Source organism: Streptomyces sp. NPDC044704 (genome assembly GCF_056433525.1).
Genome location: NZ_JBWKGY010000004.1, coordinates 244,349 through 271,334 on the forward strand (window position 1 = coordinate 244,349; position 26,986 = coordinate 271,334).

Annotated in this window: 27 protein-coding genes; 9 read left to right on the forward strand and 18 right to left on the reverse strand. The window is 72.7% G+C overall.

Annotated elements, in window-relative coordinates; translation table 11 throughout:
* The first annotated feature begins 93 nt into the window (after window positions 1-93).
* Window positions 94-2,577, forward strand: a complete 2,484-nt coding sequence (locus AC07B0_RS11900; RefSeq protein WP_478897799.1) for a CehA/McbA family metallohydrolase — start codon at window positions 94-96, stop codon at window positions 2,575-2,577.
* 53 nt (window positions 2,578-2,630) lie between these two features.
* Here the strand turns inward: AC07B0_RS11900 and AC07B0_RS11905 are convergent, their stop codons facing one another.
* On the reverse strand, window positions 2,631-3,236 hold the full coding sequence (locus tag AC07B0_RS11905) for a TetR family transcriptional regulator (protein WP_469378136.1): 606 nt from the start codon (window positions 3,234-3,236) through the stop codon (window positions 2,631-2,633).
* A 116-nt stretch (window positions 3,237-3,352) separates the two neighbouring features.
* Between AC07B0_RS11905 and AC07B0_RS11910 the strand changes: the two genes are divergently transcribed.
* A complete protein-coding gene (locus AC07B0_RS11910; protein WP_469378135.1) occupies window positions 3,353-4,240 on the forward strand; it encodes a class I SAM-dependent methyltransferase in 888 nt (295 codons plus the stop codon).
* Here AC07B0_RS11910 and AC07B0_RS11915 read toward each other — a convergent pair.
* The 4 genes from AC07B0_RS11915 to AC07B0_RS11930 form a co-directional block, all read right to left on the reverse strand.
* Window positions 4,206-4,643 carry a hypothetical protein gene (locus AC07B0_RS11915; RefSeq protein ID WP_478897802.1) on the reverse strand — a complete coding sequence of 146 codons (438 nt, stop codon included), beginning with the start codon at window positions 4,641-4,643 and terminating at the stop codon, window positions 4,206-4,208. The two genes, AC07B0_RS11910 and AC07B0_RS11915, sit on opposite strands and share 35 nt — an antisense overlap.
* Before the next feature lie 49 nt (window positions 4,644-4,692).
* The gene (locus AC07B0_RS11920) at window positions 4,693-5,412 is read right to left on the reverse strand and encodes a hypothetical protein (RefSeq protein WP_478897804.1); all 720 of its coding nucleotides are present in this window, start codon (window positions 5,410-5,412) and stop codon (window positions 4,693-4,695) included.
* A gap of 226 nt (window positions 5,413-5,638) precedes the next feature.
* Window positions 5,639-6,811, reverse strand: a complete 1,173-nt coding sequence (gene metX, locus AC07B0_RS11925; protein WP_478898176.1) for a homoserine O-acetyltransferase MetX — start codon at window positions 6,809-6,811, stop codon at window positions 5,639-5,641.
* Window positions 6,808-8,169, reverse strand: a complete 1,362-nt coding sequence (locus AC07B0_RS11930) for a bifunctional o-acetylhomoserine/o-acetylserine sulfhydrylase (protein WP_478897806.1) — start codon at window positions 8,167-8,169, stop codon at window positions 6,808-6,810. The genes metX and AC07B0_RS11930 overlap by 4 nt, the downstream gene beginning before the upstream one ends.
* A 502-nt stretch (window positions 8,170-8,671) precedes the next feature.
* On the opposite strand from AC07B0_RS11930, the gene AC07B0_RS11935 reads away from it, so the two are divergent.
* Complete coding sequence (locus AC07B0_RS11935; RefSeq protein ID WP_356873614.1) at window positions 8,672-8,998, forward strand: hypothetical protein; 327 nt, start codon at window positions 8,672-8,674, stop codon at window positions 8,996-8,998.
* Window positions 8,999-9,033: 35 nt separating this feature from the next.
* Here the strand turns inward: AC07B0_RS11935 and AC07B0_RS11940 are convergent, their stop codons facing one another.
* Window positions 9,034-9,336: a hypothetical protein gene (locus AC07B0_RS11940; RefSeq protein ID WP_356873612.1), complete on the reverse strand. Its 303-nt coding sequence runs from the start codon at window positions 9,334-9,336 to the stop codon at window positions 9,034-9,036.
* A 136-nt stretch (window positions 9,337-9,472) separates the two neighbouring features.
* Here AC07B0_RS11940 and puuE point away from each other — a divergent pair, with 136 nt between their 5' ends.
* Complete coding sequence (gene puuE / locus AC07B0_RS11945) at window positions 9,473-10,381, forward strand: allantoinase PuuE (RefSeq protein ID WP_478897808.1); 909 nt, start codon at window positions 9,473-9,475, stop codon at window positions 10,379-10,381.
* 12 nt (window positions 10,382-10,393) lie between these two features.
* Here puuE and AC07B0_RS11950 read toward each other — a convergent pair whose 3' ends face one another.
* The gene (locus AC07B0_RS11950) at window positions 10,394-11,371 is read right to left on the reverse strand and encodes a helix-turn-helix transcriptional regulator (RefSeq protein WP_356873608.1); all 978 of its coding nucleotides are present in this window, start codon (window positions 11,369-11,371) and stop codon (window positions 10,394-10,396) included.
* 136 nt (window positions 11,372-11,507) lie between these two features.
* Here AC07B0_RS11950 and AC07B0_RS11955 point away from each other — a divergent pair, with 136 nt between their 5' ends.
* Window positions 11,508-11,903, forward strand: a complete 396-nt coding sequence (locus AC07B0_RS11955) for a RidA family protein (protein ID WP_356873902.1) — start codon at window positions 11,508-11,510, stop codon at window positions 11,901-11,903.
* 89 nt (window positions 11,904-11,992) lie between these two features.
* Here the strand turns inward: AC07B0_RS11955 and AC07B0_RS11960 are convergent, their stop codons facing one another.
* Window positions 11,993-12,400 carry a DUF4345 domain-containing protein gene (locus tag AC07B0_RS11960; RefSeq protein ID WP_469378123.1) on the reverse strand — a complete coding sequence of 136 codons (408 nt, stop codon included), beginning with the start codon at window positions 12,398-12,400 and terminating at the stop codon, window positions 11,993-11,995.
* Between the two features lie 84 nt (window positions 12,401-12,484).
* Between AC07B0_RS11960 and AC07B0_RS11965 the strand changes: the two genes are divergently transcribed.
* From AC07B0_RS11965 to AC07B0_RS11975, 3 genes are all read left to right on the forward strand, one after another.
* The gene (locus AC07B0_RS11965; RefSeq protein ID WP_478897811.1) at window positions 12,485-13,096 is read left to right on the forward strand and encodes a TetR/AcrR family transcriptional regulator; all 612 of its coding nucleotides are present in this window, start codon (window positions 12,485-12,487) and stop codon (window positions 13,094-13,096) included.
* A 162-nt stretch (window positions 13,097-13,258) separates the two neighbouring features.
* Window positions 13,259-13,903, forward strand: a complete 645-nt coding sequence (locus AC07B0_RS11970) for a TetR/AcrR family transcriptional regulator (protein WP_478897813.1) — start codon at window positions 13,259-13,261, stop codon at window positions 13,901-13,903.
* Window positions 13,900-14,766 carry an alpha/beta fold hydrolase gene (locus AC07B0_RS11975; protein WP_478897815.1) on the forward strand — a complete coding sequence of 289 codons (867 nt, stop codon included), beginning with the start codon at window positions 13,900-13,902 and terminating at the stop codon, window positions 14,764-14,766. The genes AC07B0_RS11970 and AC07B0_RS11975 overlap by 4 nt, the downstream gene beginning before the upstream one ends.
* Before the next feature lie 13 nt (window positions 14,767-14,779).
* On the opposite strand, the gene AC07B0_RS11980 is transcribed toward AC07B0_RS11975, so the two are convergent.
* Complete coding sequence (locus AC07B0_RS11980) at window positions 14,780-15,415, reverse strand: esterase/lipase family protein (RefSeq protein WP_478865208.1); 636 nt, start codon at window positions 15,413-15,415, stop codon at window positions 14,780-14,782.
* A 220-nt stretch (window positions 15,416-15,635) separates the two neighbouring features.
* Window positions 15,636-16,787 (reverse strand): agmatine deiminase family protein, encoded by a 1,152-nt coding sequence (locus tag AC07B0_RS11985; protein ID WP_469378115.1) that lies wholly within the window; start codon window positions 16,785-16,787, stop codon window positions 15,636-15,638.
* A gap of 157 nt (window positions 16,788-16,944) precedes the next feature.
* Here AC07B0_RS11985 and AC07B0_RS11990 point away from each other — a divergent pair, with 157 nt between their 5' ends.
* A complete protein-coding gene (locus AC07B0_RS11990) occupies window positions 16,945-17,580 on the forward strand; it encodes a TetR/AcrR family transcriptional regulator (protein WP_356873594.1) in 636 nt (211 codons plus the stop codon).
* Window positions 17,581-17,784: 204 nt separating this feature from the next.
* Here the strand turns inward: AC07B0_RS11990 and AC07B0_RS11995 are convergent, their stop codons facing one another.
* The 8 genes from AC07B0_RS11995 to ureA all read right to left on the reverse strand — a co-directional run bounded on the left by AC07B0_RS11995 (window position 17,785) and on the right by ureA (window position 26,728).
* Window positions 17,785-18,582, reverse strand: a complete 798-nt coding sequence (locus tag AC07B0_RS11995) for an ABC transporter ATP-binding protein (protein WP_478897818.1) — start codon at window positions 18,580-18,582, stop codon at window positions 17,785-17,787.
* Window positions 18,575-19,591 carry an ABC transporter ATP-binding protein gene (locus AC07B0_RS12000; protein ID WP_478897820.1) on the reverse strand — a complete coding sequence of 339 codons (1,017 nt, stop codon included), beginning with the start codon at window positions 19,589-19,591 and terminating at the stop codon, window positions 18,575-18,577. Before AC07B0_RS12000 ends, AC07B0_RS11995 begins: the two co-directional genes overlap by 8 nt.
* Entirely contained in the window at window positions 19,588-20,445 is an 858-nt protein-coding gene (locus tag AC07B0_RS12005; protein WP_478897821.1) for an ABC transporter permease, read from the reverse strand. The genes AC07B0_RS12000 and AC07B0_RS12005 overlap by 4 nt, the downstream gene beginning before the upstream one ends.
* Window positions 20,442-21,401: an ABC transporter permease gene (locus AC07B0_RS12010; protein WP_478897823.1), complete on the reverse strand. Its 960-nt coding sequence runs from the start codon at window positions 21,399-21,401 to the stop codon at window positions 20,442-20,444. The genes AC07B0_RS12005 and AC07B0_RS12010 overlap by 4 nt, the downstream gene beginning before the upstream one ends.
* Window positions 21,398-23,065 (reverse strand): ABC transporter substrate-binding protein, encoded by a 1,668-nt coding sequence (locus AC07B0_RS12015; RefSeq protein WP_478897825.1) that lies wholly within the window; start codon window positions 23,063-23,065, stop codon window positions 21,398-21,400. Before AC07B0_RS12015 ends, AC07B0_RS12010 begins: the two co-directional genes overlap by 4 nt.
* A gap of 86 nt (window positions 23,066-23,151) precedes the next feature.
* Complete coding sequence (locus AC07B0_RS12020; protein WP_478897826.1) at window positions 23,152-24,174, reverse strand: agmatine deiminase family protein; 1,023 nt, start codon at window positions 24,172-24,174, stop codon at window positions 23,152-23,154.
* A gap of 98 nt (window positions 24,175-24,272) precedes the next feature.
* Complete coding sequence (locus tag AC07B0_RS12025) at window positions 24,273-26,027, reverse strand: urease subunit alpha (RefSeq protein WP_478897828.1); 1,755 nt, start codon at window positions 26,025-26,027, stop codon at window positions 24,273-24,275.
* Window positions 26,024-26,728, reverse strand: coding sequence for an urease subunit gamma (gene ureA, locus AC07B0_RS12030; protein WP_478867232.1), 705 nt, complete (start codon window positions 26,726-26,728; stop codon window positions 26,024-26,026). The genes AC07B0_RS12025 and ureA overlap by 4 nt, the downstream gene beginning before the upstream one ends.
* Window positions 26,729-26,986: the final 258 nt, after the last annotated feature.

The following is a 26,986-nucleotide window of genomic DNA, read 5'->3' on the forward strand; positions in this document are numbered from 1 at the left end:
GTCCCCTGCCCTCCCCCACGGGACCCCGCCCCGTCGCCCCGTCCGCGCACCCCGCACGTCTCCCTGCCACCCACGTGAACGGAGAGCACGGCCGTGCCGAGTGAACACCTCCCGAACGATGTGCCCGCCCCCTCCCCCACCCCCGGCCCGCGCCCCGCCCCGGGCGTCGAGCGGAGGTCCCTGCTGCGGTGGGGGGCCCTGCTGGCCGCGGGCGGAGCCGCCGCGCTGGTTCCCGCACCGGTCGCGTCCGCCGTGACGCGGGGCGAGGGGAGCGACACCGTGACCACCACCTACCGGGGCCGTTCCCCGTACGGCATCGACCAGTGGGCGTACGTCGCCTTCGAGGTCCCGGCCGGGGTGCAGCGGATCTCCGTCGCCGCCTCGCACGACGCCTCCGCCGGAATCCTGGACCTCGGCTCCTTCGGCCCGTCCGGCTTCCGCGGCTGGTCGGGCGGCGCACGGCCGGGCTACACCCTCTCCGCCGCGGACGCGACCCCCGGCTACGTGCCCGGGCCGATCGAGCCGGGCGGCTGGTCCGTCATCCTGGGGCCGATGGTCGGCGCCGCCGACGGCATGGCCTGGCAGGTCGACGTCACCCTGCACCACGGGGAACCGTTACCCGGCACCCCGTACGACACCCTGCCGGTCTCGGTGGCGGGGCGGGGGCCCGGCTGGTACCGGGGTGACCTGCACCTGCACAGCGTGCACTCCGACGGCCGGCGCACGGTGGACGAGATCGTGGCGGACGCCCGGCGGGAAGGGCTCCACTTCGTCGCGACGTCCGACCACAACACCAGTTCCACCGGCGTCACGTGGCGCGGAAACGTTCCGGCCGACCTGCTGGTCATCAACGCCGAAGAGGTGACCACCCGTCACGGCCACTGGCTGGCCGTCGGTCTGCCGCAGGGCGAGTGGGTGGACTGGCGCTACGGACCGGCGGACCAGGGGGTGTTCGAGGGGCACGTGCGGCGCGTGCACAGTCTGGGCGGACTCACGATCGCCGCCCATCCGCTGACCCCGGCAGCGGGCTCCTTCTGGGAGTTCGGCCTCGACCGGGTGGACGCGCTGGAGGTGTGGAACGGGCCGTGGACCCTGGACGACGCGGCCAACATAGCCGCCTGGCACGTCATGCTCTGCCTCGGCAAGCGCGTCGCGGCCGTGGGCAACAGCGACGCGCACAGCCCCGATGACGCCGTCGGCCGCCCGCACAACGTGGTGCACGCGGCCGGCCTCTCCACACCGGCCGTGCTGGACGCCCTGCGCAGGGGCCGGTCGTACGCCGTCGAATCCTCGGCCGTGACGGTGGACTTCACCGCCAGCGGGGGCGGTGCGGTCGCGGGTCCCGGTGAGGAACTCCCCCTGTCGCTCTTCGACACCGTCGACGTGACCTTGAACGTGTCGGGCGCCCCGGACAGCGTCGCGACGCTGTACACCGAATGGGGCATCATGGCTGCCACCTGCATCGACGGCAGCGGCCGGGGGCAACTGCGGTGGCGGGGCTGGGGCAAGGCCTCCCTGTTCGCCAGGGCCGAGGTGAGGCGGCTCAAGCCCGCCTCCACCACGCTGGACCAACTGGTCGCCCTCACCAATCCGGTGTGGTTCTACTCCGCCCAACTGCCGCCGTACGACGTCGAGCGGCGCGCGCTCTTCCACACCGAGCGCCGTCCCGACGGGTCGTGGGCCGGAATGCGTCCGCTGCCGGGCGCGGCCGCCGGCAGTGCCTCGTTCGCGGGGATCCAGAGCGCCGCGGCCGGGATGGCGGACGGCTCCGTCGTGGTGCTGGGCATCGCGCCCGACAACGGGCTCTGGCTGGCGACGGTGCGGGGTCCGGCCGTCCTGCGGCCCTGGCAGCGCGTCGCGGGCCCGGACGGCTCGGCGGGGTTCGGCGTGCGGGAGGCGGACATCGCGGCCTTCCCCGACGGGACCTGTCAGATCGTGGTCACGGCGATGGACGGCACCACCTACCACCAGCAGCGCCGCGCCGACGGCGGGCTGCCCGGGTTCCGGGCGCTGTCCGGATTCACCGCGAAGAGCCGCTGGGGTGCGACGAAGGTGTCGGTCGCCGCCCTGCCCGACGGGTCCGCGCAGGTGCTGAGTTACGGCACGGACGGTGCGATGTACCACTGCGTTCGCGGGCGGGACGGTACGTGGACGCCCTGGGGGCGCCTGGCCGGCTACAACGGGGCCGCGACGTTCTCGGGCCCGGCCCTGGCGATCACCGGGATGCCCGACGGGTCCGCGCAGGTCCTCGCGATCGGGCGCGACGGGATCGTGTACCACCAGCAGCGGCGCCCCGACGGCAGCTGGAGCGGGTTCCAGCCCCCGCGGGGCGTCACCACCCCCACCATGGGGGCCAGCGCCCTCGGCATCGCGGGGATGCCCGACGGCTCCGCGCAGGTCGTGGCGGTCGGGCTCGACGGCCGGATCTGGCACAACGTCAGGAAGCCGGACGGCTCCTGGACCCCCTTCGCGCAGCCACCCGGCCCGAACGGAAGGGACCCGTTCCCGGCGGGGCAGGTGCGGATCACCGCCCTGCGCGACGGCACCGCGCACGTGACGGCGATCAGCTCCGGCTGACCGTCACGGCGCCGGGGCCGGGGGCCGCGGCCACCGGCAGGGAGGGCCGTGGCTCAAGGGGCGGCCGGGCGGGTGCCGCCGAGCACGACGGCGAGCAGCCGCCCGGCGACTTCCTCAAGGTCCTCCCTGTGACCGGGCACGCGCGTCATGAGCAGGTGGTGGGTCGTGCCGACGAGCGCGAGCGCGATGGTGGCGGCGTCGGCGCCCGCGGGCAGCCGGTCCCGGAGTTGCTCCGCGCGCAGGTAGGCGGTGAAGGCGTCCTGGATCTCCTCGAACGCGGGCGCGCCGGTCCGCAGGCCTTCCCGGGTGTGCAGCGCGGCCGCCGGACGTGTCATCGCCAGCCCCACCACCGCCGGGGGCAGAGCCTCCAGCAGGGCGAGGACGACCGCCTGCAGGTTGGCCGCGACCGTGCCCTCCCCCACCTTGGCCCGCAGTTCGCCGGCCTGGCGGGCGCTGCGCGCGAACCGGTCGAGTACGAGCTCGGCGACGAACTCGTCCAGGCCGGCGAAGTGCGTGTGCAGCACGCCCTTGGCGCAGTCCGCCTCCGCCGTGACGGCGCGACTGGTCAGCGCGGCGGCGCCGTCGCGGGCCACCACCCGTTCCGCGGCCGCGAACAGCCTCTCCCGCAGGTCCGGAATCGCCACTCCGCGAGGTGACACAACAGCCCCTTCCCATAAGCCCATTGCGAGTATGGGCGAGCGCCCATACTGTTTGGGCACATGCCCATACTAGGGCCGGGACGCCTCAGCGCGCCCCGGCGGAAGGGAGTTCACCCATGGGTCACTTCGCCAACACCGCACAGGCCGAGGCGTGGAACGGCTACGAGGGCGAGCAGTGGGCCCGCGCCCAGGAGCGCTGGGACGCCGTCAACGACGGCTTCAACCAGCCCCTCCTGGAGGCCGCGGCCATCTCCGGGCACGACCGCGTGCTGGACGTCGGCTGCGGGGCCGGCCGCACCACCCGGCTCGCCGCACGCCTCACGGGCCGGGGCACCGCGCTGGGCCTGGACCTGTCCGGGCCCATGCTGGAGCGGGCCCGCGACAGTGCCGCGCGGGAAGGCGTCGAGAACGTTTCGTTCGTCCAGGGCGACGCACAGCTGCACGCCTTCGAGGCCGAGGGCTTCGACGCGGTCATCAGCCGCTACGGCATGACCTTCTTCGCCGACCCCGTCGCCGCGTTCACCAACCTCCACCGCGCGCTGCGCCCGGGCGGCCGCCTGGCCTTCGTCTGCGCCGCCGAAGCCGAGGCCAACGAGTGGCTCGCGGCGCTCGCCTCACTCGAAGGCATCCTGCCCCTCGGCGGCTTCGGCCGGCCCGACGGCCCCGGCATGTTCTCCCTCACCGACCCCGACCGCATCCGCGGCCTTCTCACCGCGGGCGGGTTCACCGGAGTCGATGTGCGGCGCGTGGAGGTGCCGGGGAAGTGGGGTACGGACGCGGCGGACGCCGCGGCGTTCCTGCTGGACTCGGGCCCGGGACGTCACCTCCTCAGCCAGGTCACGCCGCTCCGGCAGGCGCAGGCGCGCCTGGCACTGACGGCAGCCCTGCGCCGTCACGAGACGGGCGGGGCGGTGTGGCTGCGCAGCAGTTCCTGGCTGGTCACCGCCGTCGGCGCCGGGCGGCGCCCGTTCACCCGCGGGGGCCCAGCCGTTCGGTCTGCTTGAAGGCCTTGGTCAGGTCGGTGGTGCAGTGCAGCATGACGGTCAGTTCGTGGGGGGTGACGGGATCCCAGTTGGTGGCGGTGCCCTGACGGCTCCCGGTCGCGTAGACCCCGGTGGACGTGTTCTCCCAGTTCGCCTCCGGGATCGTGACGCCGACCCCGCCCGGCTCGGTCACCTGTACGCCGCGCGGGACGATCCGCCCGGGCGAGTGGTCGACGTTCTCCAGGTAGGACCCCCTGGGACACTGCATGTCCGGAACCGTGATCGAGTCCGACGGTTTGACCACCTCTTTGAAACTCTGCTGCATGGGCGCGGCCGTGGCCGCGGCCGCGCCGCCCAGGGCGAGGCCCGGGATGAGACACAGGGCGGCGCACGCCAGGCGTGCCCTGCCGTTGGTACGGCGCATGGCCTGCTCCTCTTGCTCGGGGGTTCTCACGGTCGGGGCTCCCGCCGGGTCACTTGCAGGTGAACGTCACCTGTCCGCTCCGGGCGCTCATCTTCTGGTCCGGCAGGTGCAGGGTGACGAAGGTGCTGATCGTCGGGGCGTTCGCCTGCGGGGACACCTCCACCACGTGCAGCAGGCGCTCGGTCTTCGTGCCGGCGGGGAAGTCGACGGAGCCCGGCGAGACCGGGTCGGAACTGGAGGCGAAGGTCCAGTAGAAGCGGACCTTCCCCGGTCCGGTGGCCGTGATCTTGCCGTCGAACTCGGCCGTGGTCGGCTTGGAGCAGTCGATGGCGGTCTCGGCCGGAGTCAGGATGACCACCTCGGCCTTGGAGACCTTCACGTCCTGCTTGCCGCCCGGCTTCTGCGCGGGCGGCGTGGCGCAGGTGACCCGTTTGCCCTGGTAGCTGACCTTGTACGTGCCGTGCGGCAATCCCTGCCGGTCCAGTTCGCCCTTGCCGTTCGCCTTGGCCTGGAACGAGGTCTTCGGCCCCTCCACCCGCACGGACTGGTTCGCGGGGAACCCGCCGAGGTGGAGCTTGTAGACGGCGGCCCCGGCCGGATTGCCGCTCCCGCCCGGCACCAACTGACAGGAGGGTGCGGCGGGCGCGGCTGCGGGCTGCTCCGCCGGACGGGCCTGGGCCGCGACGGCGGGTGTCAGGGCGACGGAGGAAGCGAGGAGCGGAGCGGTGAGGAGCAGGAGAAACCGATGCCGGTTCGTCTGCCGGTTCATCGTGCGGCCCTTCATGAGGAGAGCCCCCGAGGCAGGGTCCCAGGATATCGGCCGGTGCGGCCACCGGGCAGCCCGAGCCGGCGGTGCCGCAGGTCAGGGCCTGATGAGGCGGACGCGCCGCGCCGGCGCCGGGGCGAGGGGGTGCTCGTACCAGTGCCCGGTGCGACCGCCGGCCGCAACCCGGATTCCGGACGGCCGGGCGGTCAGGGCGTCGCCCCCGGTCAGGTCACCTGGCGAGGAGCTCCCGTACCAGGGCGGCGACCTGCCGGGTCTCGATGAGGAATCCGTCGTGGCCGAACGGTGAGGTGATCACCCGGACGTTCCCCTTCGCCGAGGGGATGCCCGCGGCCAACTCCTCCTGCTGCGACAGCGGGTAGAGGCGGTCTGAGTCCACCCCCGCCACGAATGTCCTCGCTTCGACGCGGCCGAGGGCGGCGCGCGTGCCTCCCCGGCCCCGGCCGATGTCGTGGGCGTTCATGGCCTCGCACAGCACGACGTAACTGGCCGCGTCGAAGCGCCCGGCGAGCTTGGCGGCCTGGTGGTCGAGGTAGGACTCCACCTGGTAGCGCCCGCCGAGCCACGGATCCTCCCCGTCCTGCGGGCTGTGGCCGAAGCGGGCTTCGAGTTCTCCGGCACTTCGGTAGGTGGTGTGGGCGATGCGGCGGGCGATGCCGAGACCGGCGTGCGGTCCCCGTCCCGGGCCGGCGTCGTGGTAGTCGCCGCCCCGCCAGTGGGGGTCGGCGCGGATCGCGTGGACCTGCGCCGACGCCCAGGCGATCTGGTCCGCGCTCGCCGCCGCGGGGCAGGCGAGCAGCAGCAGCGCCGCCACCCGCCGCGGCAGCGACACGGCCCATTCCAGGGCGCGCATCCCGCCCATCGACCCGCCGATCACGAGCGCCCACCGGTCGATCCCCAGTGCGTCGGCGAGCCCGGCTTCGGCGAGGACCTGGTCGCGCTGCGTCAGCCGCGGGAAGGAACCGGCCCAGCGGCGCCCGTCGGAGCGCGGCGAAGCCGGCCCGGTGCTGCCCTGGCAGCCCCCGAGGACGTTCGGCGCCACCACGAACCAGCGGTCCGTGTCGACGGCGAGGCCCGGCCCGACCAGCGCGTCCCACCAGCCGGCGGTGGGGTGCCCGGGTCCGGCCGGACCGGCGACGTGGCTGTCGCCGGTGAGTGCGTGCAGCACGAGTACCGCGTTCGAGGCGTCGGGCGCGAGCCGCCCCCACGTCTCGAACGCCAGGGTCACGCCCGGGAGCAGGCCGCCCGACTCCAACGGCAGACCGCCCGTCCGGTGGTACCAGCGGCGGCGCCCCGGCGGGTCCCCTTCCCGCCACGCTCCGGTGGCGGGAAGGAGGCCCGTCGGGTGGCCCGCACCCGGAGCGTTCGGCGCGTCGGGGTTCAGGACGCGCCCTTCGCGGCGCGGAAGCCTGCCTCCAGGTCCGCCTTGAGGTCGGCGAGGTTCTCGATGCCGACCGAGAGGCGCACCAGCCCCGGGGAGGTTCCGGTGGCGGCGAGCTGCGTCTCGTCGAGCTGGCTGTGGGTGGTGGACGCCGGGTGGATGATCAGGCTGCGCACGTCACCGATGTTGGCGAGGTGACTGAACAGCTCGACCGCGTCCACGAAGCGCCTGCCCGCCTCCGCGCCGCCCGCCAGTTCGAAGGAGAGTACGGCTCCCGCGCCGCGCGGCAGGTAGCGGCGTCCGGTCTCGTACCAGCGGTTGGAGGGCAGGCCGGGGTAGTGGACGGCGGTGACCTCGTCGCGTCCCTCCAGCCATTGCGCCAGTGCCTGGGCGTTGGAGGTGTGGCGCTCCAGGCGCAGGCTCAGCGTCTCCACACCCTGGAGGAGCAGGAAGGCGGAGTGCGGCGCGATGGCCGGACCGAGGTCGCGCAGCAGCTGCACCCGCAGCTTGACGGCGTACGCGCCGGGGCCGAGGGCGGGCCAGTACCGCAGGCCGTGGTAGCTGGGGTCCGGCTCGCTGAAGTCGGGGAAACGGTCGGGGTGCGCGCCGAAGTCGAAGGTTCCCGCGTCGACGACGACGCCGCCGATGGTCGTGCCGTGGCCGCCGAGGAACTTCGTCGCCGAGTGGACGACGACGTCGGCGCCGTGCTCGATCGGGCGCAGCAGGAACGGGGTGGGCACGGTGTTGTCGACGATCAGCGGCAGACCGGCCGCGTGGGCCACGTCGGCGACGGCGCGGACGTCGAGCACGTTGCCGCGCGGATTGCCGAGGGTCTCCGCGAACAGGGCCTTCGTCCCGGGGCGGATGGCGGCGCGCCACGCGTCGAGGTCGTCCGGGTCGTCGACGAAGGAGACCTCGATGCCGAACTTCGGCAGGGTGTGGCGGAAGAGGTTGTACGTGCCGCCGTAGAGGGAGGCGCTGGAGACGATGTGGTCGCCGGAACTGGCCACGTTCAGGATCGCCAGCGTTTCCGCCGCCTGTCCGGAGGCGAGGGCGACGGCGGCGACTCCGCCTTCGAGGGCGGCGATCCGCTGTTCGAAGACGTCCTGGGTGGGGTTGTGGATGCGGGTGTAGATGTTGCCGGGTTCGGCGAGGGAGAAGAGGTCGGCCGCGTGCTGCGTGTCGCGGAAGACGAACGAGGTGGTCTGGTAGATCGGGACGGCCCGCGCACCGGTGGCCGGGTCCGGGGTGGCACCGGCGTGCAGCTGCTTCGTCTCGAACGACCAGGCGGAGGTATCGGGTCCGGTCGCCTCGTCCTGGGGGGTGTGACCTGCGGTGACGGCGTCGATCGGCTGGCTCATGGTTCTCCTCGGTACGCGTACGGAGCCCGGCGGGGCGGGGTGGGGCCGCGCGGCGGCGCGCGGGAAGGCGGGCGTACGGAGCTCAGCTCCTGCGGAGCCCGGACGCTCGGGGGTATGACGGCGCGGGAGGGGTCACCGGGTCACCGGGGTGCGGTGTGCCGGGGGTCCGCGAACGGGCGGACGGAATAAGGCGGTTCGGCCGCGCGGTGCCGCGGAAGGGGGGCGACCCGGGGTCGCCGCGCCGCGTCAGAGGGCGGCGGGACAGCCCGTGGTCGTGACACGCGCGTAGTCCACGTGGCGGCGGGTCACGAGTGGGGTCATGCGCCCAGAAAACCACAGCCCGGGGGTGCGGGCCAACGACTGCGCACCGACCGGCCCCCGGGTCCGGATTTGTTCATACGGGCGTTACGGATGGGGGGCTCGGCGCGGAGCACCGGTCCGCGAGAGGCGCGCGAAGCCCGATCCGGTCACACTGGCAGGACGACGAGCGCAGGGAGGCCGGATGAGCTGGGCTTCATGGACCACTCGCGGTGTCTTCGCCGGGCGGAACGGGGTGCTCACCGGTGAGGCGGGCGTTGTCCTCACCGGTGAGCTCGACGTGCACACCACCTGGATCGAAGCCGATGGCCTCGCCCACGTCACCGTGCAGTACAGCGGGGCGTCCGAATGGCTCCCGCTCGCGGGAAGCCCCGTCCCGTGCCCCAGCAAGGACGCGAGCCGCGCCCTGCACGACACGGTCATCGAGGCCGTACGAACCGGGGCGCCCCTCCCCCTGGAGGGCGGGACGCCCCTCGCCGGCCCCGCTCCCGCGCTCGACGACACTCCTTAGGATGACCCGGCGGCGGTCCGCCGCCGGAAGGGCCGCTACTGGACGAACAGGCTCATCCCGGGGGCGGGGCGCAGGACCTGCCCCGGCAGTACGGCGGCCGTCACCCGCCCGTCGCAGTGGGGCCCCGACCACACGAAGGCGGTCTCGTCCGTGAAGTTGGCCACCTCGGAGGGCACGAAGTCGCCCAACGGGTAGCAGCCGGACGGGTCGTGGATCGCCGCCCGGTCGATGAACAGCACCCCGTGGGCCGCCTGCGCCGTGCCCGGCGCGGCCAGCGCCAGCGTCAGCGCCGCCGCGCACGTTCCCAGTACCCGCGCCATCCGGCGTGTCTCGCGCATCCCCGTTCCACCTGCCTTTTCCGTATTGCCCCAAACCGATGTCACCGACAGTAGGCCACCACTACTCAAAGTGACACGGCGTGCGGTGGTGAAAGGGGGCGCCCGTCGGCGGCCGTGCGGCGGTAGGGTGCCGCCCGTGTCCGAGCATCAGCGGGATCTCGTCGGGTACGGCGCCGAGCCGCCGCACGCCGCCTGGCCGGGCGGGGCCCGGGTCGCCGTCAGCCTCGTCCTCAACTACGAGGAGGGCGGCGAGCAGAACGTCCTCGAAGGGGACCTGTCCTCCGAGGGGTTCCTGCACGAGCTCGTCGGTGCGCCGCCCGTCGTGGGAGGGCGCGACCTGAACGTGGAGTCCATGTTCGCCTACGGCTCACGGGCCGGCTTCTGGCGTGTCCACCGTACGGTCGCGGCGCACGGCGCGCCGCTCACCGTATACGCGGTGGCGCAGGCGCTGGAGCGCAACCCGGACGCGGCGCGGGCCATGGCCGCGGCGGGCTGGGAGGTGGCGAGCCACGGCCGGCGCTGGATCGACTACCGCCAGGTGCCCGAGGACGCCGAGCGCGCCGACGTGGCGCGTTCGATCGCGACGATCGAGCGGCTCGTCGGTCGCCGTCCGGTGGGCTGGTACACCGGCCGTACGAGCCCCCACACGCGGCGCCTCGTCGCCGAGGAGGGCGGCTTCCTCTACGACAGCGACGACTACTCCGACGACCTCCCGTTCTACGTGGAAGCCGCCGGCCGGCCGCACCTCGTGCTGCCCTACAGCCTCGACGCGAACGACTTCAAGTTCCTGATCGTCCACGGCTTCACGACGGCCGACGACATGCTCTCCTACCTCGTCGACACCTTCGACGCGCTCCACTCCGAAGGGGCCGACCGCCCGCGCATGATGAGCGTCGGCCTGCACGGCAGGATCATCGGCAGGCCCGGACGCATCCGCGCCCTCGACGGCTTCCTGAAGCACGTCGCACAGCGCGGCGGAGCGTGGGTCACCACCCGCGAACGGATCGCCCGGCACTGGCTCGCCACCCACCCACCGCTGCGCTGAGCCCCCGCACCCTCAGGACGGGTCTCCGTAACGGGCGGCGATCAGGGCGGCGCGATCGCGCAGGGAGGTGCGCAGCGACTGCGGGGCCAGGGCTTCCGCGTCCGTGCTGAGCTGCCACAGCGCCCATTCGGCGTGCCGGGAATCCTGGAAGGTCACCTCCAGGCGCAGCCAGCCGTCCGCGTCCGGTTCCTCCGCGCGGACGGCCAGCGCGGTGTCCAGCAGTTCCTCCCGCCGCGCCGGGTTCATCCGCAGCAGCACGGTGATGTGGTCTCCGCCGGAGAGGAACCGCGCGGAGCGTTCCCGCCAGATCCGGTCCAGATCGACCCGGTTCGGCCGCTGTGCCGTTTCGGGGAGTTCCTCGGCGGCCAACACCCGCGACAGCCGGTAGGTGCGGTCCGCACCGGACCTCGTGGCCAGCAGGTAGCCCCGGTCCCGTACGGTGACCAGGCCGATCGGGTCCACGGTGCGCCACTGCGGCGTCTGGCCCGTGGCCGCGTAGTGGATGCGCAGTTTGTGTCCGGCGAGGACCGCGCGCCTGACCTCGATCATCGTGGGGCCGGGCACCTCCTCGACGGCGGCCTGGCGGCGCGAGAGCAGGTCGCTCTCCGGGTCGACGAGAAAGCGCCGGGCCGCGTCGCCCGCAGTGGCCCGGTGGCTTTCGGGGAGCGCGTCGACGACCTTCCGCATGGCCGAAGCGAGCGCCGAGCCGAGGCCGAACACCTGCTCGCTGCGCCCCGGTCCGGCGGCCAGCAGGGCGAGCGCCTCTTCGTGGTTCAGGCCGGTGAGCTCGGTCTGGAAACCGGGCAGCAGCTCGAAACCGCCGTGCCGGCCGCGTTCGGCGTAGACGGGGACGCCGGCCGCGGACAGCGCCTCGATGTCGCGCAAGACGGTGCGGGTGGACACCTCCAGCTCACGGGCCAGTACGTCCGCCGTCAGCCGGCCCCGCTGGCGCAGCAGCAGGACCAGTGAGACCAGCCGGTCGGCGCGCATACGAGAACTTTAACGGAATACATGACAGGAGGTGTCGTGATGAGTTGGGAGGCTCGTTGACACGGCGTCAGAGCCGTCGGCCACCGAGCCGACGGACGTACGCGCTTCCGATGGATCGAATGGAGATGACGTGACAGTGGAACGAACCGCGGTCAACCCGGTGACGTGGTCGGTGGCCCTGGGGTTCAACCAGGGTGAGGTCGTCTCGGGGCACACACGGACCCTGTACGTCTCGGGCCAGACCGCGATGAGCGGCGACGGCAAGCCCCGGCACGACGGTGACATGGCGGCGCAGTTGGCGCTGAGCATCGACAACCTGGAGGCCGTGCTCGGCGAGGCCGGCATGTCCCTCGCGAACCTCGTCCGGCTCAACGTCTACACGACCGACGTCGATCTGCTCTTCCCGCACTACGGAGTGCTGGCGGCGCGGTTGGGTGCCGCCGGGGTGGCGCCGGCCTCCACGATGCTCGGGGTGACGCGACTGGCGGTCCCGGGCCAGATGGTCGAGCTGGAGGGCACCGCCGTCGCGTGACGCGACCCCGGCGCCCCGCCGCCCGTGCCGGCCGAACCGGCACGGGCGGCTGCCCGTGACGACAACGCGCCGCGCTCCGGAAGGACCGGTCAGGCGGGGACCGCGGCCCCGCTCGCCCGGTGCGCCTTCTCGTCGGCGTCGGCGAGCCAGAAGTACAGGGGCGGCAGGACCAGTTCGACGACGGTCAGCACGACCTGGAAGCCGTCGGGCCATCCGTGCACGGCGAGCGAGAGCAGCCGGCCGACGGCGCCGAGCAGGAACACCGCGGCCAGCCAACGGACCACGCCCGCCGGGACCGGAGACTGGCGGGCGGCCCAGATCCAGGCGAGTCCGTACCCCGCGAACGTGGCGCCCAGGAACCGGCCGAGGCTGTCGACCGTGGCACCGGCGGAGCCCGCACCGGGTATCGCCGCGTTCCCGAGCGCCACGTGGGCGAGCCCGATCGCCACGCATGCGGCGCCCATCGCCAGTACGAGCCACCTGAGAGTCCTGGCCATGCTCCGACCTCCCACCCCTGGTAAGTAGACTTGTGTCTACTAGTAGCGCCCACTAGTAGACGTGTGTCAAGTAACATCGGGCGCGTGCCTCCCCGCCGACGCCTCAGCCCCGACGAACGCCGTGCCCAGCTCCTCGACGTCGGCGCGCGGCTCTTCGCCCGGTACCCGTACGACGAGGTGCTGATGGAAGACGTCGCCGAACAGGCCGGAGTCTCGCGGGCGTTGCTGTACCGCCACTTCCCCGGCAAGCGGCAGCTGTTCGCGGCCGTCTACCGGCAGGCGTCCGACCGGCTGCTCGAACAGGTCCCGCTCGACCGGCCCGGTGACCTGCTCTCGCAGCTCAGCGACGGACTCGACGTACACCTCGACTACTTCATCGCCCACCGCAACACCGTCCTCGCGGCGAACCGGCTCCTCGCGGGCGATCCGGTGGTCCAGACGATCATCGACGGCGAGCTGGACGTCCTGCGGGCCCGGCTGCTGGAGATCCTCCCGCTCGCGGACGACTCCGTCCGGGCAGCCGTGACGACGGTCCTGAGGAGCTGGCTGGTGTTCGTCCGGGTGCTCTGTCTGGACTGGCTCACCGCGGAGACGTGTACGCGGGCGGAGCTGCGCGAAACCTGCGTCGGCGCCCTGCTCGGCGCCCTCCGTCCGTTCCTCCGCGCGGACCCCGCGAACGTCGCGCCCCCGGACTGACCTCGGGTCCGGGGGCCGCCGCCCCGGAGGTCCCGGCTACTGGGCGTGCGGCCGCGTTTCCTGTCCGCCTGCCGGAGCCCGCCGAGTAGGTTTGGCCCACTCCATTTGGAGGCATCTCCAAATTTGGAAGAGTCTCTAAATTTCCGGGGAACGGGAGTCCGCATGACGACAGGGCGCGTACCGACGACCGGAGACGGGCTGCGCGAGCGGCACAAGGCCCGCAGACGGTCCCGGATCCTCGACGCGACGCGGGAACTCCTGCGGGAGAGCCCGGAACCGGTGATCAGTACCGAGCGGATCGCCGAGCGCGCGGAGGTGTCCCCGGCCACCGTGTACAACCTGATCGGACCGCGCGAGAAGATCTGGGAGGCCCTCGCCGACGGGTTCATGGACGAGCTCGAGGAGCGGCTGGCGGCGCTGGGAGCCGGTGACCCGCGGGAGGTCGTCGCATCGACCGTCCGGCTCTTCGTCGACGACCCGGTCGTGTCCCGTCGGATGGTGCGCGGCTGGGAGGAAAGCGGCCTCGTACTCGACCACGGCCGTGGCCCTCTCGTTCAGCTCCGCCTGGCGATGGCGGACGCCCGGACACGGGGCCTCCTGCGCGCCGACGTCGACACCGACGCCCTGGCGGCGGTGGTCAGCGCCTCGTGCGTGGGCGCGCTGCATCAGTGGGTGTCCGCCCTGATCGATGACGACCGGTTCCTCGCGCGGGCCCTGTTCGCCCTGGACGTCGCGCTCGCCGCAGGAGCCGCGGATGCCCACCGCGAGCAGTTGCTGGCCCCGCTGCGGACCCGGGGCGCGGGATGACGGCCGACGCGCTGCCACGGCACCGGAGCTTCGCGGGCCACGGCGGGATCCGGCTCGCGGCGGACGAGTGGGGCGCGGCGTCCTCTCCCCCGCTCCTCCTGCTGCACGGCGGCGGCCAGACGCGGCACGCCTGGGGCCGGACCGGCCCGCGGCTGGCCGCGCTGGGGTGGCGGGTGATCGCCCCGGACCTGCGTGGGCACGGCGACAGCGCGTGGTCGGCCGGTGGGGAATACTCCCTCGGCCTGTTCGCCGGGGACGTCCGGGCGATCGTCGCCGAGACCGGCGGCCGGCCGGTGCTCGTCGGTGCCTCGCTCGGGGGCCTCGGTTCGCTGCTCGCCGCCGGAGAGGTACCGAAGGCGGCGGTCCGCGCCCTGGTGCTCGTCGACGTCGCCCATCGACCGGATCCCCGCGGGTTTCGTCGGATCGTCGCGTTCATGCGCGGCCATCCGGACGGATTCGCCGACGAGGGAGAGGCGGCCGCGGCGGTGTCCGCCCACCTGCCGCACCGCCCCAGGCCGGCCGACGTCCAAGGGATACGGGCCAACCTGCGGCGCCACGGCGACCGTTGGGTGTGGCACTGGGACCCGCGGATGCTGGACAGCTTCGAGGACCGGATGGACCCGCCGGGCATGGCGGAGCGTCTCCTCGGCGCCGCGCGCCACGCCGACGTACCGGTCCTGCTCGTCCGCGGCGGGCTCAGCGACGTGGTGCGGGAGGACGTCGCCGAACAGTTCTGCGACCGGGTTCCCCGGGCTCGGCGCGTCGATGTGGCCGGCGCGGGGCACATGGTGGCCGGTGATCGCAACGAGCACTTCCTGGATGCGATCGTCCCGTTCCTGGAAGCCGAGCGGGACCGCGGGTGACCGCGGGCGGCGCCTATCGAACGTGCGCCTTGACCGCTTCGTAGACCGCACGGTCGGTGCGCAGCCCGCTGTGGTCGAGGCAGGCGGTCTTGCTGTTGAGGGCACCGGTGAGGGCCACGCTGCTCGCAGGGGTGATGAGGAGGTCGCAGGGCGAGCCCCAGGTGGCGTAGCGGGGGGAGCCGGGGGTTTCGTCACCGGAGTTGAGGGCGTTCAGGAAGGCGGATCCCGGTCGCATCTCCGCGCACGCGACGCCGCCGCACCAGCGGGCGGTCTCGGTGCCGTGGTTGGGTCCCGCCAGGGAGACCCAGGCGTCCACCTTGGCGGTGCCGCCGAGGTTCTTGAGGTAGTGGCGGGACGAGAGGGCGCCCATCGAGTGCGTGATGACATCGACCTTGGTGGCGCCGGTGGCGTCCAGGACGCGCTGGATCTCGTCGGCGAGGCGTGCGGCGGTGGTGGCGTTGGACTGGGTGGTGTCGTAGGTCCACTGGTCGAGGCGGCCGGCCGGCCAGCCGTCGGCTCGGAAGCGTCCCGCCATGGTCTCCCAGGTGGAGCCGTCGGAGTTCCAGCCGTGCACGAAGACGACGGGGTCGGGGCCGGCGGCCTGGTGCCGGCCGCCGGCCGCGGAAGCGGGAGTGGGAAGGAGGGACATGAGGGCGAGCACGAGCGCGGGCACGCTCCGCAGCAGGTTCCTGATCACGCGAGGTTTGTAGCGCGCCCGGTGCGACCGACCGCGGCGGTCGGCCGCATCCTCACCCGCCCGGAGGCAGGGTTTCACCGCAGAAACGTAACGGCTCCCCGGCCGGCGGGCTCCTCGGCCCAGGGGGCCGGGCCGTCGGCGGCCGTTCGGATGCCACCCGGCCGCCGGAGGTCTACGGCACCGGCTGCTGCTGGGTGACGCAGTGGATGCCGCCGCCGCCGGCGCCGAGGCGGTCGATGTTGAGCCGTTCCACGGCGCGGCCGGGGAACAGGCGGGCGAGCGTGGCCCGCGCCGCGCTGTCGGCCTGGGTGTCGCCGAACTGGCCGCTGATGACGGCGCCGTTGCACACGTAGTAGTTGGCGTAGGAGGCGAGGAAGTCCGGGTTGGTGGACCGGATCCGGTCGTAGTCGGGGCCCTGGAGCTTCTCGACGGTCATGCGGGCGCCGCCCGCGGTCGTCGCTGCGGACAGGATCTGGAACTGCTGGCGCGCGTCCTTGGCGTAGACGTCGTTGTCCGAGGCCAGGGGCATCTGGACGAGGGCCTTCCCGGGGGCGAGGAAGCGGGAGGTCGCGTCGACGTGGTCGTCGGTGATGTCCTGGCCGACCACGCCGTCGAACCAGATCACCTTGGAGGCGCCGTAGGCGGCGCACAGCGCGGCCTCGATCTGGGCCTGCGACCGGTTGGGGTTGCGGTTGCGGTTGATCAGGCTGCTGCGGGTGGCCATCAGGGTGCCCGCGCCGTCCTGCTCGACGGCGCCGCCCTCGCCCACCAGGCCGGCGGTGGTGAAGGGGACGCCGAGGTACGCGGCGATCCGGCCGGCGACCAGGGCGTCCTTGGCGTGGGCCTGCTTCCTGCCCCAGCCGTTGAAGTTCAGACCGACCGCGTCGAGGCCGCCGGCTCCGTCGGTGCGGAAGACCGGTCCGGAGTCGCGCATCCAGCAGTCGTCGACGGGGATGGTCGTGACGACCGTGACGGTGGACCCGCACATGGAGCGGGCCTTGGCGGCGCTGCCCGGGTTGGCGCACAGGTAGACCGGCTCGTACTTGGCGATCGTGCGGGCGATGAGCGCGATGTCCGACTGGACGCCGCTGAGCGTGCCGCCCCAGATGGACGTGCTGTCCGGCCATGCCATCCAGGTGCGGGTGTGGCGGACGTCCTCGATCGGTACGCGGAAGGTACCGGCCGCCGGGGCGGGGCGGGCCGCCGCCCGGGCCCGTCCCTCGGTCGCGGCGAGCGCGGCGGCCGCGGCGGTGAGTCCCGCCGCTGCCAGGAATCCGCGTCTGGCCATGCCCTGACCGGTCGGACTGGTTGCGTGATCGTTCATGAGGGTCTCCTTGGGAGCGTCAACTCCCCCCGCTGACAGCGGGGTTGACCGGAAAGCTAAAACTGACCGAGCGCTCGGTCAAGAGTTTGGACGGGGTCGTTCCGCAGGATCGGGGAAACGCGCAGGTCGCGACGAGCGGGCTCGTTAGAGTGACGCCATGGCCGCTTCCACGAAGGACTCCCCGGACTCTCCCGCTCCCCCCGCCCCGTCGGTTCGGCCCCGGACCTCGGCGAAGGGCGAACAGACCCGGGCACGACTGATCGCCGCCGCACGGACCCTGCTGGCGGGCGGCATGAGCGAACGGTTCACCACCCGCAACGTGGCGGCCCTCTGCGGCGTTTCGCACGGAATGTGTCACTACCACTTCCAGGACCGGACCGACCTCGTCCTGGCGGTCATCGCCGACATCCGCCCCGAGTGGATCCACCCCCTGGAAGAGGCGGTCGCCGCCCCCGGGTCGTTCGAGGAGCGGGCCGACCGCGTGGTCGAACTGCTGGACCGGCCCGAGGGCGCGGAACTCTCCCGCCTCCACTCGGCGTTGCACTGGCACGCCCTGAACGACCCCCGGGTCCGGGAGAGCCTGGAGACGGAGTACCGGCGCTGGCGCGGCTGCTTCGTCGCCCTGTTCCGGGTCCTGGCCGGGGAACGGACCGGGGACGTCGACGCGGACCTGCTGGGCGGGGCCGTCGCCGCCGCCGTGGACGGCCTGGCCGCCGCGGAGTCGCTGGGCTCCGAGGCCGACTCCGGGGCGGTGCTGCGCACGCTGATCCGTACGCTCGCCGCCGGAGCCTGACCCGGGCCACCCCGCTCCAGTGCCCTGGCACTAGGGCCTGTCGTCAAACTCCCGTCTGCCCCGCGACGCCTGGCACGCGCTCTCGCCGCACCGGGCGAAAGCCAAGTACGTCCAGTACGCGGGCTTCCGCCCGGCGCACCGAGAGCACGCACCAGACGCCGCAGGGCCGCCCTCCGGGCGACGACGGGAGTTTGACGACAGGCCCTAGAGCGCGCGCCGGGCCGCCGCGATCGCCTGCGGATCCCAGCCCGGGCGGGGTACGGACTCCAGCAGCAGCCGGGTGTACGGGTGCCGGGGCGCGGCGAGCACCTCCTGCGTGCCGCCCTGTTCGACCACGGACCCGTGCCGCATGACGACGATCTCGTCGGTGACGCACCGGACGACCCCGAGGTCGTGGGTGATGAACAGGAACGCGATCCCGGTCTGCTCCCTGATGTCGGCCAGCAGGTTGAGGATCTGTGCCTGCACGGAGACGTCGAGCGCGGCGACGGCCTCGTCGAGGATGAGGACGGCCGGTTCGACGGCGAGGGCCCGGGCGATCGCCACGCGCTGGCGCTGGCCGCCGGACAGCCGGCGCGGCAGGGCGTCGGCGGCCCGGGTGCCCAGACCGACCTGGTCGAGCAGTTCCCGTATCCGCTTGGTGTGGTCGCGGCCGGGGAAGTGCAGGCACAGGGTTTCGCGCAGGGCCGCTTCGACGCTGGTGCGCGGGTCGAGGGAGAGGTACGGGTCCTGGAAGACCATCTGGACCTCCCGGGCGCGGGCCAGCCGTGACGTCCGGCCGCGGGTGCGCCCGCTCCGGGTCCGGCCGCGGATCAGGACCTCTCCCCCGTCGGCGCGCTCCAGACCGACGACGATGCGGGCGGTGGTCGTCTTGCCGGAGCCGGACTCGCCGACGACGCCCAGTGATCCGCCCTCGGGCAGGGCGAAGGACACGTCGTCCACCGCACGGACGGCGCCGAACGCGCGCAGCAGGCCTTTGACCTCCAGTACGTTCTCAGGCATCGACGGCGCTCCCTTCGAGCAGGTCGCTGTGGTGGCATGCGGCCCGGTGGTCCGACCGGTCCGGGGCCGGTGACGGCAAGGGGGCCCGCTGGTCGCAGATCTCCGTGGCGAGCGGGCAGCGGGCGGCGAAGGCGCAGCCCTGGAGCGGCTCCCGCAGGTCCGGGGGCTGGCCCTCGATGGCGGCGAGCCTTCCCCGGGGTCCGTCCATGCGCGGGGTGGAGGCGAGGAGGGCGGCCGTGTAGGGATGGCGCGGGTGGGCGAAGAGGGCACCGGCGGGTCCGCTCTCCGCGATCCGCCCGGCGTACATGACGTAGACGCGGTCGCTGATGGCCGCGGCCAGTTCCAGGTCGTGGGTGACGAACAGCAGGCCGGTACCGAAGCGTTCGCGGAGGGCGGCCAGGAGCGCGATCACCTCGGCCTGGCTGGTGACGTCCAGCGCCGTGGTGGGCTCGTCGGCCAGCAGGAGCGCGGGGTCCCCCATGAGGGCTGCCGCGATGACGACGCGCTGGAGCATGCCGCCGGACACCTGGCCCGGGTACTTGCGCAGGAGGGACTCGTCCAGGCCCACGGCCCGGAGGAGTTCGACGGCCCTGACGGTGGCGTCCGCGCGGTTCATGGTCCGCGTGAGGGTGACGCTCTCGGTGAGGAAGTCGCCGATGCGGCGCAGCGGATTGACCGTGGCGCGCGGGTCCTGGAAGACCATGGCCACGGTGCCGGCGCGTACGCCGCGCAGCCGGTCGGCGTCCATGGCGAGTACGTCCTCCCCGGCGACCCGCACCGCGCCTTCGACGACCGCGCCGGGCGGCAGCAGGCGCAGCGCGCTGCGGGAGGTGAGGCTCTTCCCGGAGCCGGACTCGCCGACCAGGGCGACGGTCTCGCCGGCCGCGACGGTGAGGTCGATGCCGTCGAGGACGGGCCGGGCGGTGCCGGGCAGGGTGATCCTCAGCCCCTGGATGTCGAGCGTGTTCGTCGCGGTCGTCGCGTTCTTCGTGTTCGTCGTGTTCGTCATCTGTCTCTCCTGGCGACGCGGTCGGCCCAGCGCTCGCCGACCACGTTGAAGGCGACCACGGTCAGCACGATGAAGACGCAGGGCAGGATCGCGGACAGCGGGTAGCCGTGCTGGACGGCGGTCTGTCCGTCGAAGACCATGCGGCCCCAGTCGGGGGTGAGCGCGGGGACGCCGAGCCCGAGGAACGACAGTCCGGCGAGGTCCATGAGGGCGTAGCCGAAGTTGACGGTGGACTGGGCGAGGACGACGGGGGCGATGTTGGGCAGCACGTGGCGCAGGCAGATCTGCGTCGCGGAGTGGCCCTGGACCTGGTAGGCGCTCACGTACGGGCGGGCGCGTTCGGCCAGGACCAGTGAGCGGGTGAGGCGGCTGACGTAGGGCAGGTAGGCGATGGCGAGGGCGGTGACGGGGGCGATGAGGCCCTCGCCGTAGACGGAGATGATCAGGATGGCCAGCAGCATGCCGGGGAAGGCGAAGACCAGTTCCGTGCTGCGGGACAGGACGGAGTCGAGCCAGCCGCCCCGCCAGGCGGCGGCCATGCCGATGGTGATGCCCGCGACGGTGGAGAAGACGACGACGCCCAGCGGACCGAGCAGGGAGGTGCGGGCGCCCAGCAGCAGCCGGGTGAGGGTGTCACGGCCGGCGCCGTCCACGCCGAGCGGGTGTGCGGCGGAAGGCCCGGCGAGGGCGTTGCCCAGATCGACGGCGTTGGGGTCGTGCGGCGCGATCCAGGGCGCGCAGAGCGCGGCGAGGACGACCAGGCCGACGAGCAGCAGGCAGGCGGCGTGGAGCGGGGACCCGCCGGCGGCGCGGATCCGGGACAGGCCCGGCCGCCGCGTGAGAACGGCGCTCATACGGCGGCCTTCCTGGATCCGAGGGTGACCCGGGGGTCGACCAGGGGCAGCAGCAGGTCCACGACGAGGTTCACGGTCATGAAGAGGGCGACGATGATCAGTGAGATCGCCTGGACGGTCGGGAAGTCCTTGGTGGTGGTGGACAGTTCGAGGAGCTGTCCGATGCCGCCGATGCTGAAGGCGGTCTCCACCAGGATGGTGCACACCAGGAGGGTGGAGACGATCAGTCCGCCGGTGGTCAGGACGGTGCCGAGGGAGTTGCGGAAGACGTGCCGGCGGATGACCTGGCGTTCGGGGACGCCGCGGCTGCGTGCGACGGTGACGTGTTCGCTGTCGAGGGCTTCGAGCATGGCCGAGCGCGTGACCCGGGCGAGCATGCCGATCAGGTACAGCGCGAGGGCGATCGCGGGGAGGGTGAGGTGCCAGAACATGTCGGCGAGGCCGTCGCCCGCGCCGCTGCTGGGGAACCAGCCGAGGTTGACGGCGAACAGTGCCTGGAGCAGGACGGCCGCGACGAAGGACGGGGTACCCACGGCGAAGGTCGTGGTGACGAGGATGGCGGAGTCGGTCGCTCCGCCGCGGACGGCGGCGATCCGGCCCAGCAGGAGACCGACCGCGACGACCACGACGAGGGCCATCGCGATCAGCAGCAGGCTTACGGGTAGCCGGTCCGCCAGGAGGCTGGAGACGTCGGTGCGGTAGGTGATCGACCTTCCGAAGTCGCCCTGCAGCACGTCCCCGAGCCAGCGGAAGTACCGTACGAGGAAGGGGTCGTCGAGGTGGTACTGGGCGTTGATCGAGGCGAGGGCCTCCGGGGAGGCCGACCGGCCGGCGAGCAGGAAGCTCGCCGGGCTGCCGGGTGCCAGGTACATGGCTCCGAAGACCACGAACGAGGCGACGAGGAGGGTGGCGGCCATTTCCGCCACGCGGCGTACGGCGAAGCGGACGAAGCTCACGGGGCGGCCCCCACGTCGGCGGCCCACGGGTAGTACATGTACGAGATCGTGGTGGGGGCTCCGGTGATCCGCTTGTTCAGGAACATCGCGGTCGGCCACTCGGCGACGGGGATCCACAGCAGCTGCTCGGAGGCGTGCCGCTGGAGCTTCGCCTCGATCTCCAGCCGCTCCTCGACCGGGTAGACGGCGGCGGCCCGGTCGACGAGCTGGTCGTACTGGGGGTCGCTGTAGCCGGCGAAGTTCAGGTAGGCGCCGGTCTTGAAGTTGCCCAGCAGGTCGAGGGGGTCGGTGATCGAGTCGTAGTAGGTGAGCGGGAACATGTCGATGCCCTCGCGCGCCTCGGGGTCGGTGAACAGCGCCGTGAAGGCGTTGGGGGCGATGGTCTTGAGCTGGACGTCCAGGCCGATCCGGGTGCCGGCCGCCTGGACGGCGGTGGCGAGGAGGGACACGTCCTGGCCTATGGAGCTGGTGGCCATGGTGAGGGTCTTGCCCCCGGCTCCGGCCTCCTTGATCAGGGCCTTGGCCCGTTCGATGTCCTGGCCGGTGGGCGGCAGCCCGTCGAACGCCGTCTTCAGGGTGCCCTCGGGGGCCGCGGCCCAGGCGGCGCGCGTGGTGAGGGAGTTGGTGACGGTGCCGGCGCCGCCGAGTCCGGCCTTGACGAAGCCGGTGCGGTCGAGCGCCAGGGACAGGGCCTGGCGGACGCGGACGTCGCCGAGGGGCCCCGTCATGTCGGTGACGTTGACGTTGACGGTGCTCAGGCCCTCGCCGAAGTAGAGGGTGCCGGTGCCACCGGCGCGCAGGCGGGTGTAGCTCTCGGTGGGGATCAGGTAGCCGCCGTCGACCTCGCCGCTGAGCATGGCGTTGGTGCGGGCGGAGGGGTCCGTCAGGACGCGGAAGACCGCCTTCTTCGATCTCGCCCCGGTGCCCCAGTAGCCGTCGAAGCGGTTGAGTTCGATGGACTGGCCCTTGTTCCACGTGCCGAGCTGGAAGGGGCCGGTACAGGCGAGGCCGCCGGTGGTGCCGTAGTCCTTGCCCGCGGCCTCGACGCCGGCCTTGGACGCCACCACTCCCGCGGCGGTGGCCATGTACTGCGGGAACTGGGAGTCGGGCTTTTTCAGCTTGACGGTGACCTGGAGCGGGCCGCTCGTGGTGACGGAGGCGACGTTCTGGAAGACCTGGGCCCAGGCTGCGGCGTTGTCGGGGTCCATCTGCCGGCCGAGGCTGAAGACCACGTCGTCCGCGGTCATTTCGTTGCCGTCGTGGAAGCGCACACCGGGGCGGAGGTCGTAGACCCAGGTGGTGGGGTCGGGGTTGGAGGCCTTCTGGGCGAGTCCGGGCTCGGTGGTGAGCGAGGGGGTCCAGCGCATCAGGCTCTCGCACACGTTGGACAGGATGGTGTTCTGCGGGTAGTCGAAGGCCACCGTGTAGTCGAGGGTGGGCGGTTCGGCGTAGACGGCCCAGCTGAAGGAGTCGATCTCACCCTGGGCGGGGGGTGTGGAGGCGGAGAGGTGGGCGTCGGTGACGGCGCCGGAGTCGCCCTTGGGCGGGCCCGAGCAGGCCGCGAGCAGGGCGAGGGAGGTCAGGACGGCGGTGGTGAGGGCCGTGGTGCGGCGGCCGGACCCCCTGTGGGGGCGTCTGCTGGTGCGGGGTGGGGAGGTGGTCATCGTCGCGCTCGCTTTTCCGTGAGGGATGCGGGGGGAGGAGCGGGCGGACCGCCGGGGCGGTCCACTGGGAACGGGGTCGGCCCGGGTCAGCCGGCGGTGATCGTGGTGCGGGCGGCGGGAATCTGCTGGGTGATGCAGTGCACGCCTCCGCCGCCGAACGCGATGGCCAGCGCGCGCACCCCGACGACCTTGCGGCCGGGGTGGGCCGAGGCGATCACGGCGAGGGCGTCCTCGTCCTGCTGGAGCCCGGCCACCGGGACGACGACGCCGCCGTTGGCGATGTAGTAGTTCAGGTACGAGACCTCGATCTCGCCGTCGGCGACGTCGGCGAAGGCCGTCTGCGGTACGTCGACGATCTCCAGCCGGCGGCCCCGGGCGTCGGTGGCGGCTTCGAGGACTTCTCGGTTGGCGCGCATCCGGGCGTAGTCGGGGTGGTTGGGGTTGTCGGGCAGGGAGACGACGACGGTGCCGGGTGCGGCGAAGGCACAGACGCCGTCGACGTGGCCGTCGGTCTCGGTGTCGAGCAGACCGCCGTACGGCAGCCAGATGACCTTGGTGACCCCGAGCCGGGCCTTCAGTTCGGCCTCGATCTCGTCCCGGCTCATGCCGGGGTTGCGGTTGGGGTGCAGCAGGCACTGCTCCGTCGTGATCAGCGTGCCCTCGCCGTCGACGGTGACCGCTCCGCCTTCGAGGATCATGTCGGAGGCGATCCGGTCGACCCCCAGGTGCTCCAGCAGCAGGGCGCTGACCCGGTCGTCGGCGTCGAACGGGTGGTGCTTGCCGCCCCAGGCGTTGAAGCGGAAGTCCACGCCGGCCCGGTTGCCGTCCCCGTCGAGGACGAACAGCGGGGCGGAGTCGCGGAACCAGGAGTCGTCGAGCGGCAGCTCGATCACGGTGATGTCCGCGCCGCAGTGGTTGCGGGCGTCCGCGCCGTGGCCGGGCGGGGCGACCATCGTCACGGGCTCGAAGGCCGCGATGGCGCGGGCGACGTCGGCGTACTCCTCCTTGACCGTGGCGAGCACGCTTCCCCACAGGTCCTCGCGGGTCGGCCAGGCCATCAGACAGCCCTCGTGGGCGGTCCACTCGGCAGGCATACGGTAATCGGCCATCAGGTGTCTCGTTTCTTTCGTTGGCAGAGTCTTCCACTCGACTGAAAATTCAGTCAAGAGCGAAGGGGTGAGTGGACGCGGAATGCGGGACCGCTCCCTCAGAGGAAGTAGAGGCGGTTCAAGGAGACCCGCTGGGCCGGTTCGGAGCGCAGGGGTTCCCCGTCGAGCGTCACGAGACCGGTACGGGGATCCACGTCGACGTCCCCCAGCCGATCGTTGCCGACGAGGCTCTTCGGGCCGATGCCACGGGTCCCCCGCACGGCGACCCGGCGACGTCGGGTACCGAGCGCGTCGTACGGTGCGCCGAAGGAGCCCGACTCGGCGGCGGCCCGGCTGACGAACGCCACCGAGAGGTCCGCGGGGGCGGCGCCGTGGGCGCCGAACAGGGGGCCGAGCACGAGCGGTTCGCAGCAGTCCGTGGCGGCGTTGGGGTCGCCGGTGACGCCGTAGGCGGGGAAGCCGGACTTGAGGACGAGCTGTGGTTTGGCGCCGAAGAACGGGGGGCGCCACAGCACGATGTCGGCGAGTTTGCCGACCTCGATGGAGCCGATCTCGTGGGACAGGCCGTGGGCGATGGCCGGGTTGATGGTCAGCTTGGCCATGTAGCGCAGGACGCGGGCGTTGTCGTCGCCCTCGCCCTCGCCGTCGCCGGCCAGCGGTCCCAGCTCGCCCTTCATCTTGGCGGCCATGGCGAAGGTGCGGCGGATGGTCTCGCCGGCCCGGCCCATGCCCTGGGCGTCGGAGGAGGTGATGCCGATGGCGCCCAGGTCGTGCAGGACGTCCTCGGCCCCCATCGTCCCGGCGCGGATCCGGTCGCGAGCCATCGCGGCGTCGCCGGGCAGGTCCGGCTTCAGGTCGTGGACCGAGACGATCATGCCGTAGTGCTCGGCGACCGCGTCCCGCCCGAAGGGCAGGGTGGGGTTGGTGGAGGAGCCGATCACGTTCGGCACGCCCGCCATCTTCAGCACGTTGGGCACGTGCCCGCCGCCGCAGCCCTCGATGTGGAAGGCGTGGATGGTCCGGCCGTCCAGGACGCGCAGGGTGTCCTCGACGGACAGGCATTCGTTGAGGCCGTCGCTATGCAGGGCCACCTGCACGTCGTGCTCCTCGGCCACCCGCAGCGCGGTGTCCAGCGCCCGGGTATGGGCGCCCATGTCCTCGTGGACCTTGAAACCACAAGCTCCGCCCTCGGCCAGCGCCTCGACCAGCGGGGCCGCGTCCGAGGACGAACCGCGGGCCAGGAAACCGATGTTCACCGGCCAGGCGTCGAAGGCGTTGAAACCGTGCTTCAGCGCCCACGGCGAGTTCACCCCCACGCCCCAGCTGGGCCCGATCTCCTGACCGATGATCGTGGTCACCCCGCTCGCGAGCGAGGCCTCCATGATGCGCGGGGACAGCAGGTGGACGTGCGTGTCCACGGCTCCGGCCGTGGCGATCAGACCCTCGCCCGAGATCATGGTCGTGCCGGTGCCGACGACGACGTCGACGCCGTCGAGGGTGTCGGGGTTGCCGGCCCGGCCGATCGCGTGGATGCGGCCCTCGCGAATGCCGATGGACACCTTGCGGATCCCGAGGACCGCGTCGATGACCAGCACGTTGCTGATCACGACGTCGCAGGTCTCGCGGACGGCGGCGGCCTTCAGGTGCAGGCCGTCGCGGGCCGTCTTGCCGAAACCGGCCAGGAACTCGTCGCCGGGCTTCTGCGCGTCGTGCTCCACCCGGACGGTGAGCCCGGAGTCACCGAGCCGTACCCGGTCGCCCGCGCGGGGACCGTGCACCGCCGCGTACTCGCGCGGGTCGATGTGCCGGCTGCCGGGGGCGCAGTGGTCGCCGTGTCGTGTCGGTCTGCTCATGTCGGGATTCCTTCCGGGGCGCCCACGCCGAGGTAGCCGCAGGCCGCGGCCCTGATCAGGGCCTCTTCCTTCGCTCCGGGGGCGTCCAGCGGGCCGTCGACCAGGCCCGCGAAGCCGATGGCGATCCGGTCGCCGCCGATCGGAACGAGACCGACTTCGACGGTGGCGCCGGCGTCGAAGCGGACGGACGACCCGGCGGCGACGGCCAAACGCATGCCGTACGCGGCGGCGCGGTCGTAGTCCAGGCGCGGGTTGGCCTCGAAGAAGTGGAAGTGGGAGGTCACGCTGACCGGAACCGTCGCGGTGTTGCGCACGGTGACGGTCAGGAGCGGCGCGAGCGCCTCCACGGTGTCCGCCCCGGGCAGTACGGCGCCCGGCGCGCCGTCGTCACGGGGGTGCGACCCGAACGGTTCGCTGATCGCCGCGAGCCGGGTGCCGTCCTCGAACACCGCCTCGACCATCACCTCGGTCACGATGTCCGCGACGCCGGGCAGTACGTCGTCCGGACCGAGGACGCTCCGGCCGCGTTCGAGGGCGTCGGCGAGGCGCAGGCCGTCGCGTGCCGCCTCGCACACGGTGTCGGCGATGACGGCGGTCGCTTCCGGGACGTTGAGCCGCAGGCCGCGGGCGTGGCGGGCCCGGGCCAGTTCTGCGGCGGTGAACAGCAGGAGCCGGTCGCGTTCGGTGGGTGTCAGGGGCACGGGGCCCACCGGGCTTCCACCCAGGAAACCTGGCCGGTCGAAACCTTCATGATCATTCCTTCCCTCGGAAGGCGGGTGGGGTGGGCCACCGGGGCCGCGAGTCCGTCGTCCGGTGTGCCGGGAGTGCGGAGCAATGGGAGAGGTTCGGAGGCGGGCGCTTGCCCGCGGGCCGGGCCGGTCCACGGCCTGCGAGGCGGGACTCTGCGGGGCCTGCGGCGGCTCTGGGCCCCACTCTGGCATTGACTGAAAATTCAGTCA